Below are 16,972 nucleotides of genomic sequence, written 5' to 3'. Positions count from 1 at the left end.
CGTCCTCATGACCCTGCTGGGCTGGGGAACGGGCTGGGGGGGACAGTCGCGGGACGACCGCGGCACCTCGTGGGGCGAGGCAATCCGGGCGCACTGGTGGGCGGCCGCCATCGGGCTGCTCTGGGGCTGGCTGCTCTACAGGGCGACCCCATCCTTCTTCCTCTGGCTGCTGCCGGTGATCCTCCCGCTCATCCTCTCCGTGCCGCTATCCGTGTTCACCAGCCGCGCGTCGCTGGGCCGCGCCGCCGGGCGCGTCGGGCTGTTCGCCATCCCCGAGGAGCTTTGCGTGCCCCGGGAGCTTGCGGACAAGGCGGAGACGCTGAAGGGGCACCGGCACTACGATCCCCTGAACGTCCCGGAGGAGGAGGGTTTTCGCCGGGCGGTGCTGGATCCCGGCCTGAACGCCCTTCACAGGGCCATGAACCGGCGGCTGAGGGCCCCCCTGGACCCCGCTCTGGTCGAGCGGGCCCTCTCGGGAGCCCCCCTGTCCAAGGGGGAGAAGGTGGCCCTGCTGGGCAGCCCCGACTCGATGCGGGAGCTGCACCGAAGGGTCTGGATGCTTTCGGCGACCGAGGGCAGACCGTGGGGAATATAATTCCAATTCTAAATCGTTTGTAGGCAATAAGCAGAGAGCCGGCGAAGAATGAGCCGTGCGAATCGCTTAGATTCTTCACCAGGCGGCTTTTGCGAACCGCAGCGATGGCGTACAAAGAAGTACGTTGAGCAAGGTGAGCAAAAACAACGCAGCATACAAATGAGTTAGAGTTGGAATAAGGAGGGGATCGCATTGAACTACGAAAAACTCGGCGAATGCCGGGAAATGTGGGATTACCTGAGGTTCGAACCCTGGGAGCACCGCGGCATGGCCGGGGTGGCCCGCAAGATCACCATGACGAAGACCAGCCTGCTGGGCCCGGTGGCCCGCTACTACGCCTGGGACTACATCGTCTGGCGGCACAGGGGGGACGCGGATATCGCGTATCTGCTGAAGGAATGGAAGCCCATGCCGGACGTCATGACCCAGCGATTCCTCCTGGTCGGCTCCGGACTGAAGGGCCGGAAGGTGCGCGGCTACCTTCTGGGATTCCGGGGGTTCCTGGAGGTCTACGGGTACCTTCCCGGGACGGAGTGCCACAGGAAGGCCGCGGACCTCATCCCCCCGGTGGAACTGGGGCTGAAGGGGCCGGACGGAGCGAGAGAGGGCGCCTGAACGCCTGGCCGCCCATCGGCGGAAGTCCCCGCGCCGCGCCTGGCGCGGGGTCAGCTCTCCGCCGGGTCCCGAGACCCCTCGCCCGGGCTTTGGCGTACCTCCCCGCGCCGCATCCGGGCCACGGCGAGCTCCAGCTCCTCGGCCGCATTGCCGAACACAAAGTTTTTTCCGTTTCCGGGGCGGGCCTCCCCCTCCTCCGGCGCCGCTGCCTCGGGAGCTTCAGGCTCAGGGGGCACGGGCTCGGCGGCCACAGGCTCCGGGGATTCGAACGCGTCCCCCAGCTCCTCGATCGCCGGTCCAGCCTCCGGGTCCTCACCCAACGGAGCCAGGACGCTCTCCTCCATAGAAGGCGCATCCATGGACGCGATGACGGGCTCAAGCTTTTCCTCAAGCCCCTCCTCCCTCTCCGGCGGGACGACGAGGAAGTCCGACGCGGAGACTACGGCCGGCACGCCCTCCGCAGAGGCCGGGGACTTCTCTCCCTCCTCCGCGGGGCCGACCCCGAACCGCTCCGAGGCTGTCCGATCCCCCTCGGCGTCCGACACATCCGCCGGGGCGACCGGAAGGGGCATCTCCGACAGACCCCGGGCGGGCTCCGGCAGGGCAAGGGCGCGCTCGATGTCCAGCTCCGCGATCGTCACGAGCTCGAGGAGATCCTGACGCAGCTCGAAACCGGACCGATAGGAACGGACAAGGTCCAGCCCGCACCCCTCCCCCGAGGCCGCCCCGGCCAGACGGAACATCCGCATCAGGCGCTCGTTGCGGCAGAGGCTCTCCCCATAGCGGCTGCGCGAAAGCCCGGGGTTCTCGATGCGCACCCGGTCACCGCTGCCGGTCAACCTGACGCTCCCCGCGTCGTGCTCCGCATGGACCAGAGCGTTGACGAAGCATTCTCGCAGCGCCGCCGCACAGGGCCCCGACAGGCCGGAGCAGAAGCGGGGCAGAAGGTCCGACCAGGCCCGCCACAGGTTGCGGACCTCGAAGATCTCCTCGTCCTCCGTCCCCTCGTTGAAGGCGGCACGGACCCGCGCGCTCTTCTTTCCCAGAAGGAGCCAGCCCGCCCGCGTCAATGCACCGTCGGACAGGACCAGGGTACGGGCCCAGAACCTCTCCGGGGACAGCTCCCGCCATTCCGGACGCCGTGCGGTCACCGCCCCCCGGAACGAGGCGGCGCTCTCCTCGTGAAGGTCCGAGACGGTCAGGCCCGGAACGGCGGATTCGCCGCACAGCCGTTCCAGGGCGTCCAGGGCCAGCCGGAAACAGGCCCGCTTCCCCGAGACGACGTCGACGCCCTCGATGCGGCGATAGACGCCGCGAGTATAATCGCCCCCCACGCAGACGGGCCGACGCCACCACTCCGCCGGGTCCACCCGGGCGATCAGGAGGGGAACCCCTTCCGCCTCCACGACCCGGAACGAGGACACGGTATCCGCACTGAGCACCCGCTCACCCGCCAGGACGGTCCTCAGACGGCGTTCCAGGCCGGAGGGGTCGGAGACCCCATGCACCACGGGAGCATCCTCATCCCACTCCGCCCCGAGGACGATCCAGCCCCCGACGCCGTTGGACATGCCGCAGCAGACCGCCGGAAAACGGTCCAGGGCCCCCTCCGGGAGAAACTCCCGGTCCTCCTCCGCGGTTCGGTCCAGAAAATCTGGCAGCGAGGCAAAACGGCCGGATAAAACTCTACGTGCCTGCACGGGCCTTTTTCAACTCCCTTACGGCCGCCGGGCACGGGACGGGGTTCCCGTTTTTCCAGCGGCCAATGCTTTCCGAATCCGCTTCAAGCATACAACGCTTTCCCAAAAACGGCTACCTTTTCCCACACCGAAGGGACGAAAGCACCGCAGAAAATGTCCATAGTCCGCCCCAGCCGGGGCGCTCCTACACGATCCGACAAAAATCCCCCCTGTTCGGACAGGGATGGGTCCGGACAGGGGGGCGAGCCGGGAGGAATCAGGACAGGGCTTCCTTAACGATGAAGATCACGGCCAGAACGGCCATGAGCCAGCTCACGTCCTTCATCCTGCCGCTCAGGATCTTGATCAGGACGTAGGAGACGATGGCGAACTCGATCCCGATGGAGATGCTGTAGGCCAGGGGCATCATGATGAAACCCAGGATGGAGGGAGCGAGCTCCGTCCAGTCGTTGAAGTTCAGGTCCCGAAGGCTCATCATCATATAGACGCCGACGATGACCAGGGCCGGCGCCGTCGCGTAGGCGGGCACGATCCCCACGATCGGGGTGAAGAACATCGCGGCCAGGAAGAGGACGGCGGTCACCAGGGCGCTGAGCCCCGTGCGGCCGCCCTGCGCGATGCCGCTGGCGCTCTCGACGTAGGACGTCACCGTCGAGGTCCCCAGAAGGGCGCCCGCCGTGGTCCCGATCGCGTCGGCCAGCAGCGCGCCCCGCGCGTTCGGAAGGGTCCCGTTCTCGTCCAGGAGACCGCTGCGGTTGCAGACGCCCACCAGGGTCCCGACCGTGTCGAAGAAGTCGACGAAGAAGAACGTGAACATGATGACCCAGAAATCGAGCCGGTTCAGCATGGAGAAGTCGAACTGCGCGAAGATCGGCGCGATCGAGGGCGGATGCGAGACAAAGGACTCGGGCAGGGCTGAGAGGTTCAGCCCCACGGCGGCGGCCGTTACCGCCAGAATGCCGATCAACAGCGCGCCCGTTACCTTGTAGGCCTCCAGCACCGCCATCAGGATCAGCCCCCCCAGGGCCAGGAGCGCGGGCAGGTTGCCTCTCAGGTGCCCCAGCGAGACGAGGGTCGCATCGTTCTTGACCACGATCCCCGCGCCCTGGAGGCCGATGAAGGCGATGAAGAGGCCGATGCCGCCCGAGATGCCGATCTTGAGGGACTTCGGGATGGTGTTGACCACCATCTCGCGCAGGCGGGTCAGGGTCAGCAGGATGAAGATCACGCCCTCGATGAATACCGCCGTCAGGGCCACGCGCCAGTCGATCTGCATCCCCAGGACCACGGAGAAGGCGAAGAACGCGTTGAGCCCCATCCCGGGGGCGAGGCCGATGGGATAGTTGGCCAGGAAGGCCATCAGGAACGTGGCCAAAGCCGAGGAGATGCAGGTCGCCACCACCAGGGCGTTGAAGTCCATGCCCGTCTTGGACAGAATCCCCGGGTTGACGAAGATGATGTAGGACATCGTGACGAACGTGGTGATCCCCGACAGGATCTCGGTCTTTACCGAACTGCCCCTTTCGCTGATCTTGAACTGGCGTTCCAGAAACGACATCATGATCGATACTCCCCTCTCAAACTCTCGCTCATACCGCAAAACGGCCGCAAGGCCCCCAAAAGCCCGACGCATCTATACGACCATGAAAGCGCCGACAGGGAACAAAAGTTCGGGCGCTTCCTCGATGCCGTGCCCCATAAGGGAGGCGGCAAATTCTCGAGTTACGGGTCCCGGAGCTCAGACATCCAGGCAGCTGCCCCCGATAAACTCCCGGATCACGGAGTTGTTGGGGATGCCGTCGATATGGACGGACGGCACGAACCGGAGGATGTTCAGCAGGCGCAAGGCCTCGCCGAACACCTCGGAGCGCTCGTCGACCGTGTGCAGCAGGGGCTCCACATAGCCCTTCAGGGCCCCCAGCTCGTAGGGCAGCGAGGAGTTGAAGATGGTGTTGGCCCGGCCCTGATAGGGAAAGATGTAGCGCATCGAGCCCCGCATGACCTTGGGATAGATCTCGAGCGTCACCTGGGCGGACTTGCCCCGCGTCCGGTGGTCCCGCACGATGCGGCGCAGCAGGCGGTTGTCCCCGGTGCTCGTCCGGTTGTGAGGGTCGATGCAGATGCCCGTCAGGGGCGAGACGAAGACGCCGAAACGGCTGTCCTCGGGCAGAAGGGACACGATGCGGTCGTTCAGGCCGTGAATCCCCTCCATGATGAGGATGTCCGAGGGCCCCAGCCTGACGACCTTGCCCGGCCGCTTCTCCCCCTTGATGAAGTCGAAGCGGGGCGTCACGACCTCCTCCCCTGCGAGAATGCGGGTCAGGTTGTCCTCCAGCAGCTCCAGGTCCAGGGCCTCCAGGCACTCGTAGTCGTATTCGCCGTTCTCGTCGAGGGGCGTCTGGGCCCGGTTCAGGAAATAGTTGTCCATGGGCAGGGTGACGGGGTTCTTCCCACAGACGATCAGCTGGATCTTGAGCCGCTCGGAGAAGGTGGTCTTGCCCGAGCCCGAGGGCCCGGCGATGGTGACGACCTTGATGCTGGGCCTGGAGACGATGTCCTCCGCGATGCGGCTCAGACGCTGCGAGTGGAAGGCCTCGGAGATGAGGATCAGCTCCTGGACCTTCCCGTTCGTCACGCGCTGGTGCAGGCTGCTGAGGTAGTTCAGGTTCAGCACCTTCAGCCAGTGCGCGTAGTCGAAGAACACGTTTCCCAGGCCGGGGTCGGCCCGGAACGGCAGGACTCCCTCGGGGGAGTCCTGGGTGGGGAACTGCAGCACCATCCCGTGCTCGAAGAGGACGATGTCGAAGGCCCTGAGCAGCCCCGTGGAGGGGGCCATGGTCCCGCAGAAGTAGCCGTAGCGCGCCCCGCACCGATAGACCTCTACGGGATCGAGGTTCGCCCGGACGAAGAGCTCGGCGATCTCGGAGTCGCCCTGCTCCTCGAATACGCGCTTGGCCTTGTCGATGGGCAGGATCTTGCGGCTGATGGGGATGTCCTGGCGCACCATCTCGCTCATCGTCGAGTGGAGCTTGTAGACGTCGGACTGGGTCACGTCCCCGTCCTCGAACTCCCAGTAGTGTCCCTCCCCGATGGAGTGCCGCAAGATCGCCTTGCGGCCCAGGACCTTCTCGCAGGCGACGACCAGAAGGAAGTCCAGGCTCCGCCGGTAGATCCTGAGCCCGTCGGAGGAGCCTGCCGGGATGAAGTCCACGACGGCGTCGTCCTCCACGACCCACCCCAGGGGCCGGATGTAGTTGTTGACGCGCCATGCGATGATATCCGCATCGCCGCCCGGGTCCAGCTCCGCCAGGACGTTGTGGCCGTTGAGCGGCGTCTCGCTGATGACGAATCGCTTCCACCTGGGAACATTGACCGTAAAAGCCATGAGGATCCCCCCTGCGGCAGAATTTTTGCCAGGTCGCCGCCGATCTGCCTCTCGTTCAATTATAGCGTATAGCGTTCTCTCGGAAGGGAAAAGGAAGGAAGAGAAAAGGAAGGAAAAAACATCCGCCCCGCAGAATATACGGGGCGGATGAGGTGAAATGGAAAACGCAGGATGACCGATACGACTACCCAATTCTTTTTCTTGCCTTGGGGTATAGACAGGGCAACAGAACGAACAGACAGACACCCCCCAGCCCCGAGGCACATCCGCCCGAGGACGCACCCGAATTTCTCTCGGGAACCTCGGCATCGGGAGCCAGGAGGCTCATAGCGCTCAGACGCACTCCCGCTCCGAGGTTGGCCTCACTGCGCAAATCGAAGACCTTTTCCATACCGTCAATGGAATAGACGATCCCCTCGATGGCAGCCTCCTTCATCTCCGAATCTGCAACCCTGCCTCGTATTTTAAGGGTATATCCGCCATCGGGAGCAGCCGTCGACCTCACCTCAACATCTGCGGAGACCCCGGAGGGCCGGCCTCCTGCAAGGAGCTCTGCCGCTGGCTTATCCGAAAATCCACGCACGACGACGGTCAGTTTATCCGGAAGACGGGGCTTCCCGCTTGCAGACAGGACATCGAGCCGCGACGAAGCCTCGATTTCGTTAACACTGGGATTCAGCCTTCTCAGCACCAGCTTCCAGTCAGCAGACCGACCGGACAAGACAATCTCGGAACCGGCATCAGGCGAGGGCGAGGGCCGGGGGGTGGGTTTCGGCTGCGGTCCGGGTTCAGGGGCAGGCCTGGGCGTCGGCTGAGGCGCAGGCTTCAGCGATGGATCGGGGCCGACATCCGAATACTTTCTGCGCAACCAATCCAGAGACGCTTTGACATCCAGCAAGCCCCTGCGAGAAAAATTTTTTCCGCCGCGTCTGGGGTTCTTATCCCGATTCGCCCCCTCCAAGAGGGCCATCTTGACTTCGCCAGCCTTCAACGTCGGGTATCGTGACAACAACAGGGCGGCAGCCCCCGACACATGGGGAGCGGCCATCGAAGTTCCTGATTTCGAGCCGTATTTTCCATACTTCAACTTGAGCAACGGATCGACGACGCCCTCAGGAGTCGTACTCCATATTCCCTCGCCGGGAGCGGCAAGATCCATGCTCGTCTCGCTCCAGTTGGATGTATCCGATGCCGTTCCGTCCCTGGCCACAGATCCAACGGAAATCATATTCTCGAGGCCGACAAAGGATGCGGGGTATTCATATTTACCCGCGTAAGCCCCATGGGGAATCGGCTTGCCCACCTCCGAACCGTCGTTTCCGGAGGCCACCACCATGACGACCCGGTTCATATCGTCCAGAGCCTTATAGGCTCGCCATATGACACTGCCCACCATCTCCTCGGGCGTCTCCGACAGGTAGACACCCGAGGAGATATTCACGGCCGCAATCTTCAGGTCGGGCTCATCCTGCAGGGTTCTCACCAAATGTTCCAGCGCCTGGATGGTGCGTCGGACCGTACTTTCCCCCAGGTTATTGAAGACACGCAGTGCGATGATCTTCGTCCTCCAGGCCACGCCTGAGACCCCCAGACCATTGTCCCCAACGGCTCCGATCGTCCCGGACACATGAGTACCGTGGCCGGTCCCATCGCGATAGTCGTTTCGATCCTCGCTTGTCGTATGAAAATTCAGGCTGCGATCCAAATCGACATTTACCCTCAGGTCTTCATGCTCCTTGTCGACGCCCGAGTCGATCACGGCAACATGGATCCCTTCGTCGCCCGATACAACCTCCCAAGCCTCGGGAGCACGGATTGCCTTCATACCCCAAAGTTTGTCAAAATCGACGTCATCGGGCACGGCAAGCTGACGTACGGGATAATCAGGCATCACGGCAAGGACGTCGGGGCGCTGCCTCAGAGAGGCCTCGAGCTGTTCCGTCGTCAACGACCCTGAAGCGACCAGAGCAAAGACGCTGCCGCTCGCCTCCGACAAAGCCGGATAGGTCTGCGTTATACTCGCTCCTACAGAGGCGGCGACAGCCTCGGCACGCACCCTCGACGACCCGTGCGACAGGGACGCACGGGTCGTGCGCGCCCCCGACATATTCCTGAAGACCACAATAACCTCGCCCGAATCGGCATGAGCGGCTGGAGCGGCAACAAGAAAAAACGCCACCCCGCACAGGACCGACATAAGCTGTCTTGGATTCGCCATGGCGCTACCTCCCCGAAAAGTTTCTGTCTTTGCCATGTCGAGGCTTCCTCCCGTCCCCTCTCCGCCTGCGAGGCGGACAAACCGCCGCCGCAGGAACCAGAAGGGACAGCACCCCCCAAGACATGACGCCGCATCCGCCCGATTCGCCGTTTTTACGTGCCCGATCGTCCTTGCGCAAAACATCCGGGACCTTCAGCCCCTCCCCGGGGAAGTCCCGAACCGCTTGAGAACCGTCCTTGAACCCGAAGACAAGCCGTCGGATCGATGCCCCTTCCCACTCCGAATCGCGCACCCGTCCGACAAGCCTCAGCCGATACAGCCGGTAAGGGCGAAGGCCGAGAGCTTGAACCGGGTTATCGTCGGATGTCCCCTTCGAGCTGTAAAGCGACCAAGACTCAATGCCATTGACAAAATTCCGCGTATCTGCGCGGATCGCCGAGACAGGCTCCGAGAGACGGATATCCGCGGAAAGCTCGACAATGGACAATCCCCGCTCCTCCGTGCCGAAGAACGCCGCGGACCACCCCGCGGGATCGCGAGGAATAAAAACACTCTTATCCTCCGAGCTCGGTCTCGGAGATGGCGCAGGTCTCCGATCCGGCGGAGACCCCGGATCGGGTAAAGGGTTCGGTTTTGGGTTCGGTCCCGGTAACGGGTCGTCCGGGGCGACATCTCCCGACTTTACCGTTATGGACAGGTTCGCAGCCAGTATCGTGCCGTTTCCCAACTCGACGGCCAACGTCAGCACCCCGTCTTCAAGCCCTCTCATAGGTTTGAAGACCAGGGATATATTCCTGTTGCGCACCGGGAGATCCATCCACCAGGCATATTGCCTGCCGATCGCTCCGGATCGGGTCCGATACCCCACATACACATCCCGGATCACATCAAATCCGACGTCGGGATCGCCGACGAGTTCGAACCCGAACGTTTGGGCGCTGCCCGGCCGGACCTCGCTCGATGAGGCCCCTGCGACGCTCAGTCCGGAGAAATACGCCACCTCGAAGGCTGCATGGATATCATGGTCCTCGCCGACGGAATGAAACGTATGGACATGTTTTCTGGAAGACCGGTCGATGGGAACCGGTTTTCCATCGACTCGAACCTCGGAAATCCGAAATCCTGGCCTGGCATTGACGACAAAAGTCCGGTCTGTCTCCCCCTCCCGAACGACGACCTCTCCGCTGGGTTCGATGGAACCTCCGGCGTCGGCCGAGGCCGTGATGAAGAAGACCTCTCCCTGTTGAGCGCCCGAACTGTATTCATAGGCGCCAATGTCCGGTTTTCCGTCCAGACGGGAAAAACCGCGCTGATCCCTCCGCAGTGCCGCAAGCACGTTGTTTCTGAATCGGGGGTTCAAGGACTGAAGATGGGGCATCTTTTCTTTGAGGGCCCCGGCATTGCGTGCCGGGCTTCCCTCGTCCAAAGCACAGGTAGGCGTGAAGCCCCCGTTGGAGGCGGGGACACCAAGCCGGGGATCTTCGCCACTCACATCGGACAAGGAGATGTCGCCACTTACAAGCCGTCCCCGAACCACACAGTGGGAGAACTGCGTCGCGATCCTCGGACCGGAGAAATATCGGTGCTCGACCTCCAAACCACTTTCCGAATTCCAGAAGACACAGTTGAAAACCGTTACGGCACTGTTGACGTTGACCAACGCCGGTTTTCCCGCAGTCTTGTTTCCGAAGAACGTGCAGTGCGTCGCAAAAACGTTTCCGGAGCTGTTGAACATTCCTCCGCCATCCTGCGCGGTATTTCCCCAAAAGGTGCAATTCGTTACCGGAACGCTGAAGTCTGTCTGCTCGATGGAATCGTTGTTCGTGCCATTGTACATCCCGCCGCCGTACCGGGCTCCGTTCTCCAAAAAAGCGCAACCCGTCACAATCGGCCTGGAGTTGCCTTGATTAAACATCCCACCTCCATCCTCCATGCTTTCGTTCTTTTCGAATACACAATTCTTGAGGGCCGGACTGCTGCTCGTGTTATACAGTCCTCCACCCGAGGGAGACCCCCAGGAATCGGTCCAGGCTTTGTTCCCGGTAAAGACGCACCGGTTGAGGTCCGCATCGCTGGTATTGCCATTGTACATTCCGCCCCCCATATCCTCAGCGATGTTTCCGGAAAATCTGCATCGCATCAGGGCCGGCCTGCTGTTGGTATTGAACATTCCTCCTCCCCGATGAGCCCGGTTCTCCGAAAACGTGCAGTCCGTCACCCGGGGATTGCTCTTTTCGTTGTACATTCCTCCTCCGGACGTCGCAAAGAAGCCTCCGGTCTTATTGCGCGAAAAGGTGCAGGATTCGAACGAGGCAGCGCTGCCCTTCAGGTAGGCTCCACCACCTTCGTCCCTGGCCCGATTCTCCACGAAGACGCAGCGGCGGATCGTAGGACTGCCGTCGCGCAGGTACAGGCCGCCTCCGGCAGTGTGCCCTTTGCTCACGGCGTCGCCCCCCGTCACGAAGAATCCATCGAGAACCGCCGAAGCGTCGCATCCCTCGCCCCTCACGACATTGCGGCTGTTGAGTCCTCGAATGCCATCCGAACCGACGACTCCATTCCCATCCAAGATATCGTCGCCGCCGAGGTCCCCCGTCAATACCGTGACGTTGTTTTCCCAATCCCGATCCCCGCTCGTCGCCTCCACCCCGGTAAACCCTCCATAGAGAGCCACACCGTTTTTAAGGAGAAAAGCATCCCCACTGGCTGCAGGGTCGATAGAAGGGCGATACATCCCTTTGGCAACCCAGAATTCCACGCCCGCCTCGGCATCTTGCAACGCCTCGGCAAACTCGGCCTCGCCCAAGGCATTTACCCAGGAACGTCCATCACGTGTTCCCGCACCCGTTGGGGTCACGTGCAGGACGCGAACCTCCGAAAACCCCGCAGAAGCCCAAGACATCGACAAAAGCAGACCGCACAAAAATGAAAGGATGCTCCGTCCCGCAATCCGGGGCCTCAAAAACTCTCCGATATCCTTCATAGAAAGTCCTCCATCAAATAAAAGTCCCCCCATACAAAACTGAACAAAACAGACTATGTGTTAATCAGAGCTTACCCCTTTTCCATTCTCCCTATTCGATGTCATTCTTTGAACGGATAGCCTCACCTTCTCGATTCAGGGGCAAAGTATGCATGAGCAAACATATTAGCACAGATCATCGAGATACCGTCACCTGAAACTTATAAAAAAAGCTTTACATCGGGCTCGATTTTGGAGCATTCGGATTTCGGAGCATTCAGCGGGCACGATAACGTCGCGACATGCCGCTCCCGTCGCAAAGCCTGATGTAAAATAAGGAAGAAATAACATATAAACCTCAAGGAGGACGGACCTTTGGACACGTTCAGAACCCCCGACGCGGTACGGCGGATCAAGGGATGGATGCTGCCGTTCGTCTTCTCGTTCCTGATCCTGGCCTTCCTGACCTACGTCACGCTCGCCTCGCTCTTCCGCCCCCTGGTCTGGGCGATGCTCTTGGCGTTCGTCTCCTATCCCCTGTATAAGATGCTGCAGCGCCGCGTCCTCCCGGGGCGTCGCGGGCTCGCGGCCATGGCAATGACCCTGGCGGCCGCGGCGCTGCTCGTCCTTCCCATGAGCTTCGCCGCCATCCTGATCGCCCGGGAGTCCGACGGGCTCTTCGGCAAGGTGGCCGGCCTCGTCGGCTCCCTGAACCCCTCGAAGGGGATCTCCCCGGACACCCTCCTGCCGGACGTCGTCCTCAGGTACCTCAAGCCCCTGCTCGAGAGGTATCCGTTCCTCCGGGACGCCATGCGGCAGGTCGCCGGCCGGGTGACCTCCACCATGCTCCGACTCTCCCAGGAGTTCCTGGGCGACCTCGTCACGATGCTCTACCACCAGGTCATCATCTTCGTCGTCTACTTCTTCATCCTGCGCGACGGGCACCGCATCGTCAGCTACTTCCGGGGCATCGTCCCCCTGATGGACGACGAGCGCGAGGCCTTCATGTCCCGGGCGGACAACGTGCTCCGCGCCGTCGTCTTCGGCGTCATCGTGACGGCCGGGGTGCAGGGGGTCCTGGGGGCCCTCGGCTGGTGGTTCGTGGGGCTGCCCAACCCCGCCCTGGCCGGAGCCCTGATGGCGCTCCTCGCCATGATCCCCTTCGTCGGGACGCCCTCGGTCTGGATCCCCGGCGCGCTCTACCTCTTCCTGTCCGACGACGTGAAGGGAGCGCTCATCCTCGCCGTATGGGGACTCGGGGTCGTGAGCACCGTCGACAACTTTCTGAAGCCCTACTTCATCTCGGAGAAGGCCAAGATGAGCACCCTCCTCGTCTTTTTGGGGGCCTTCGGCGGGCTGGCCGCCTGGGGGTTCCTGGGCATCTTCCTCGGCCCCCTCATCCTGAGCCTCTTCGTCTTCTTCCTGGACACCTACCGCAACGCGTGGGAGCTCTACCAGCAGGAGGGACGGGAGGACGCGCCCTCATGACGCGCAGGGCCGGGGCCGGGAACTTTTTTCGAAAAAACGCCGTCCCGCCCGATCTCGCGGCTCAGGCCGGGAACCGCGGCGGACCTGTTTTTACCCGAGGAGGACCGTAACGATGCGCATAGACCACGAGGAGAGCGTAAAGTATTATCGATCCGGCGCCAGCATACGGCGCTTCGGGCATCCGGCCGGACGGTGTCCTTCACGCGGCAAAGATGGAAGTTCTATCGTGTCTTGCCTGCATAATCCCGTTTTATAGGCTATAATCAGGGCGGAATTTCAAGCTTCGCAAAAGGACGAGCCGAGCGGAACCCCTTCGGGCCGGAAGGGTTTTTGTGCGGTTTTTTCTGCCTTTGGGGGTTTGGAGCCGTCATCTACATTATTGGGGAGGTCTTGCACTGTGTGGCTGATTCTTGTGTTCGTTACCCTTGTTTTCGGCGTCGTGGCAGGCGGCTATGCGTGGATGGTGTTTCAGAAGCTCCGTGAGGGAAAGATCGAGAACGACCGGATCGTCGAGCTCTCGACGATCATTCACAAGGGGGCCATGGCGTTCCTGAAGAAGGAGTACACCTGGCTGGCGCCCTTCGTCGGGGTCGTCGCCCTGTTGCTGTGGTGGATGCTCGGGTTCGGGTCGGCCTTCGCCTTCGTGCTGGGCGCGCTCTGCAGCGCCGCGGCCGGGTACATCGGGATGTACGTCGCGACCAACGCGAACGGACGTACGACCTTCGCCGCGACGAAGGACGCGGGTTCCGCCCTCGAGACGGCGTTCTCCGGCGGAAGCATCGTGGGCATGGTCGTCGTGGGCCTGGGCCTCGTGGGCCTTGCCGTCTCCTACCTCTTCCTCAGCGTCGAGACGCTGACGGCCTTCGGCATGGGGGCCAGCAGCATCGCGCTCTTCGCCCGCGTGGGCGGCGGCATCTACACCAAGGCCGCGGACGTGGGCGCCGACCTGGTGGGTAAGGTCGAGGCCGGCATCCCCGAGGACGACCCCCGCAACCCGGCGGTCATCGCGGACAACGTGGGCGACAACGTGGGCGACATCGCCGGCATGGGCGCGGACCTCTTCGAGTCCTACGTCAACTCGATCCTTGCGGCCATGGCCATCGGCTTCGCCTACTCCTTCACGGACGGCGGCAAAACCCTGGGGCTCTGGGGCGTCGGCTTCCCGCTCTTCCTTTCGGCATGGGGCATCGTGGCCTCCATCGTCGGCTGCATGATGATCTCCAAGAAGGCCCCCTATGCTGAGTGTATTGTGGGCATCGTCCGCAGGATTCCAGGAATGGACAAGGTGATGGAGCGCATCGACGGCGGCGACGCGGCCTTTGCTCTGAGGGCGGGGACCTTCACGGCCGGCGCCATGATGATCGCCGGGACCTTCATCCTGAGCATCCTCTTCTTCTGGTCCAAGTCGATGCACGTCTTCCTGTCCGTGACCTCCGGCGTTCTGGCCGGCGTCCTGATCGGCTACGTCACCGAGGTCTACACCTCGGGCGACTACCGCTTCGTCAAGACCGTAGCGGCCTCCTCCGCGACGGGCCCGGCGACCGTCATCCTCTCCGGCCTCTCCCTGGGGATGCAGTCGGTCGGCATCCCCGTCCTCCTGATCTGCCTCTCCACCCTGATCAGCTACTCCCTGGCGGGCATGTTCGGCGTGGCCTGCGCCGCGGTCGGTATGCTCTCCATCACGGGCATCGCCCTGAGCGTCGACGCCTATGGGCCGATCTCCGACAACGCGGGCGGCATCGCCGAGATGAGCGAGCTCCCGAGCGAGGTGCGCAAGATCACCGACAAGCTGGACGCCATCGGAAACACCACCGCCGCCATGGGCAAGGGCCTGGCCATCGGCTCCGCCGCCCTCACCGCCCTGGCCCTCTTCGTCGCCTACTCTCAGGCGGCACAGATCAAGGCCATCGACATCATGAATCCCAAGGTCATCGTCGGCCTGCTGCTGGGCGGCATGCTGCCCTTCCTGTTCTGCTCGCTCTCCATCGAGGCCGTGAGCCGCGCGGCCCAGGCCATGATCGAGGAGGTCCGCCGCCAGTTCCGCGAGATCACGGGGATCATGGATGGGACCGGCAAGCCGGAGTACGAGAAGTGCGTGGCCATCTCCACCCACGCCGCCCTCATCGAGATGGTCATCCCCGGCCTTCTGGCCGTGCTCTCCCCCGTCGTCGTCGGCGTGATCCTGGGCAAGGAGGCGCTGGGCGGACTTCTGGGCGGGGCCATCGTGACGGGCGTCATGATGGCGCTCTTCATGGCCAACTCGGGCGGCGCGTGGGACAACGCGAAGAAATTTATCGAGGAGGGCAACCACGGCGGCAAGGGCTCGGCCAACCACGCGGCGGCGGTCGTCGGCGACACGGTGGGCGATCCCTTCAAGGATACCGCCGGCCCGAGCCTCAACATCCTCATCAAGCTGATGACGGTGGTCGCGCTGGTGCTGGCGCCGCTCTTCAGGTAAGCAGACGGCTGCCAAGCCCAGCGGGTCGTGCCGTTCGGCGAAGCGGACGTGAAAAAGCCGAGGACACGCTATAATCAGGGAGGGTTCACGGACCCTCCCTTTTTTGTTTCGTTGAATTTCGTTGAATTTGAGGGGTCGGATACACCGTGCAGAACGACGACGTCAGACGGGTCAAGGAAAGGCTGGATATCCTGGAGGTCATCGGCGACCGGGTGAGGCTCCACCGTGCGGGCCGCGGGTATCTGGGACTCTGCCCCTTCCACGACGAGAAGACCCCTTCCTTCCACGTCTCTCAGGAGCGCCAGAACTACCACTGTTTCGGATGCGGACGCGGCGGGGACGTCTTCACCTTCGTCATGGAGACGGAGGGGCTGGACTTCCGCCAGGCCCTGGAGCTCCTGGCCGGCCGTGCCGGCGTCGAGCTGACCCGTTCCGAGCCCAGGCGAAGGACCTCCGGCAACCTGTACGAGGTCCTGGAGCTCGCGGGAAAGTTCTTCAGCTCCCTTCTGGCCGCCCCCGAGGGCGCGGCGGCACGGGCCTACCTGGCCCGCCGCAGCCTCACCATGGAGGACGCCGTGCGGTTCGGCCTGGGGTGGAGCGCCAATTCCTGGGACTCCCTGTCCCGCCATCTGAGGGGCGCGGGCGTAACGGACCGCGAGGCGATCGACGCCGGGCTCGTCCTGGAGGGCCAACGCGGCGGGGTCTACGACCGTTTCCGGGGGCGTCTGACCTTTCCCATACGCGACGTCGCGGGCCGCGTGATCGCCTTCGGCGGCAGGCTCGTGGACGGCGAGGGGGCGAAATACATCAACAGCCCCGAAGGGGCTGTCTACAGCAAGCGCCGGAACCTCTACCTGCTCCACGAGGCCCGGAGCGCCATCCGGGAAAGGGGACGCTCCATCCTTGTGGAGGGATACATGGACGCCCTTCGACTCCACCTGAACGGCTATGCTGAGGCCGTCGCCTCGCTGGGCACCTCCCTGACGGAGGAGCAGGCGCGGCTTCTGAAACGTTTCGGAGACCGCTGCTGCATCTGCTACGACAGCGACACGGCCGGCCAGGAGGCGACCTTGAGGGGCATGTACATCCTGCAGGGACTGGGTTTGGACGTCCAGGTGGTCACAATCCCATCCGGCAAGGACCCGGACGACCTGCTCTCCTCCCCCGGCGGCCAAGAGCTCTTCGAGCAGGCCCTCGAGAAGGCCCGGCCTCTGGTGCTCCAGCACCTGGCCGCGGTGCAGCCCCTGCTGGACCGGCCCGAGACCCGGCGCAGCGGGGTGGAGTCCCTGTTCGGAGGACTCGCCCAGCTCCAGCCCTCGGCGCTTGCCCCCAGCGTTCCTCAGCTGGCGGGTGCGTTGGGCCTCTATCCGCACGAATTCTGGCGCGAGCTGGAGTCGTTCAGGCGCGGGCGTGGGCCGGACAGGCGGGAGGCCGCCGCGGAGGGCGGGGACGTCCGCGCTCCCCGCCCTCCCGAGATCGACCCCCTGGAGGCCGCACTCTGCTCGCTTTTGTGGCGCAGGGAGGATTGCCGCCGCACGAATCGCCCCGAGG

General features: G+C 63.3%; 9 protein-coding genes and 1 pseudogene. 5 read left to right on the top strand and 5 right to left on the bottom strand.

Translation table 11 applies throughout. The annotated features are described in order from the left end of the window. Positions 1-595, top strand: a pseudogene (locus ABLA28_RS05805) (glucan biosynthesis glucosyltransferase H); the annotation flags it as partial. Positions 596-787: 192 nt separating this feature from the next. Further along, positions 788-1,210 carry a hypothetical protein gene (locus tag ABLA28_RS05800; protein ID WP_347712875.1) on the top strand — a complete coding sequence of 141 codons (423 nt, stop codon included), beginning with the start codon at positions 788-790 and terminating at the stop codon, positions 1,208-1,210. A 50-nt stretch (positions 1,211-1,260) separates the two neighbouring features. On the opposite strand, the gene ABLA28_RS05795 is transcribed toward ABLA28_RS05800, so the two are convergent. The 5 genes from ABLA28_RS05795 to ABLA28_RS05775 form a co-directional block, all read right to left on the bottom strand. Next, positions 1,261-2,910, bottom strand: coding sequence for a hypothetical protein (locus tag ABLA28_RS05795; RefSeq protein WP_347712874.1), 1,650 nt, complete (start codon positions 2,908-2,910; stop codon positions 1,261-1,263). 256 nt (positions 2,911-3,166) lie between these two features. After that, positions 3,167-4,471 (bottom strand): NCS2 family permease, encoded by a 1,305-nt coding sequence (locus ABLA28_RS05790; protein ID WP_347712873.1) that lies wholly within the window; start codon positions 4,469-4,471, stop codon positions 3,167-3,169. 177 nt (positions 4,472-4,648) lie between these two features. Then, positions 4,649-6,295, bottom strand: coding sequence for a nucleoside kinase (locus tag ABLA28_RS05785; protein WP_347712872.1), 1,647 nt, complete (start codon positions 6,293-6,295; stop codon positions 4,649-4,651). 184 nt (positions 6,296-6,479) lie between these two features. After that, positions 6,480-8,549: a S8 family serine peptidase gene (locus ABLA28_RS05780; protein ID WP_347712871.1), complete on the bottom strand. Its 2,070-nt coding sequence runs from the start codon at positions 8,547-8,549 to the stop codon at positions 6,480-6,482. Next, entirely contained in the window at positions 8,518-11,160 is a 2,643-nt protein-coding gene (locus ABLA28_RS05775) for a right-handed parallel beta-helix repeat-containing protein (RefSeq protein WP_347712870.1), read from the bottom strand. The genes ABLA28_RS05780 and ABLA28_RS05775 overlap by 32 nt, the downstream gene beginning before the upstream one ends. Before the next feature lie 690 nt (positions 11,161-11,850). Between ABLA28_RS05775 and ABLA28_RS05770 the strand changes: the two genes are divergently transcribed. From ABLA28_RS05770 to dnaG, 3 genes are all read left to right on the top strand, one after another. Then, complete coding sequence (locus ABLA28_RS05770) at positions 11,851-12,963, top strand: AI-2E family transporter (protein ID WP_347712869.1); 1,113 nt, start codon at positions 11,851-11,853, stop codon at positions 12,961-12,963. A 397-nt stretch (positions 12,964-13,360) separates the two neighbouring features. Continuing rightward, a complete protein-coding gene (locus ABLA28_RS05765; protein ID WP_347712868.1) occupies positions 13,361-15,421 on the top strand; it encodes a sodium-translocating pyrophosphatase in 2,061 nt (686 codons plus the stop codon). Positions 15,422-15,567: 146 nt separating this feature from the next. Next, positions 15,568-16,972 (top strand): DNA primase (gene dnaG / locus ABLA28_RS05760; RefSeq protein ID WP_347712867.1); only part of this gene is annotated, 1,405 nt, incomplete at its 3' end.

The organism is uncultured Fretibacterium sp. (assembly GCF_963544685.1).
Classification (GTDB): domain Bacteria; phylum Synergistota; class Synergistia; order Synergistales; family Aminobacteriaceae; genus CAJPSE01.
Note: the sequence above shows the minus strand (reverse complement) of the source record. Positions and strands in the feature narration are given on the sequence as shown.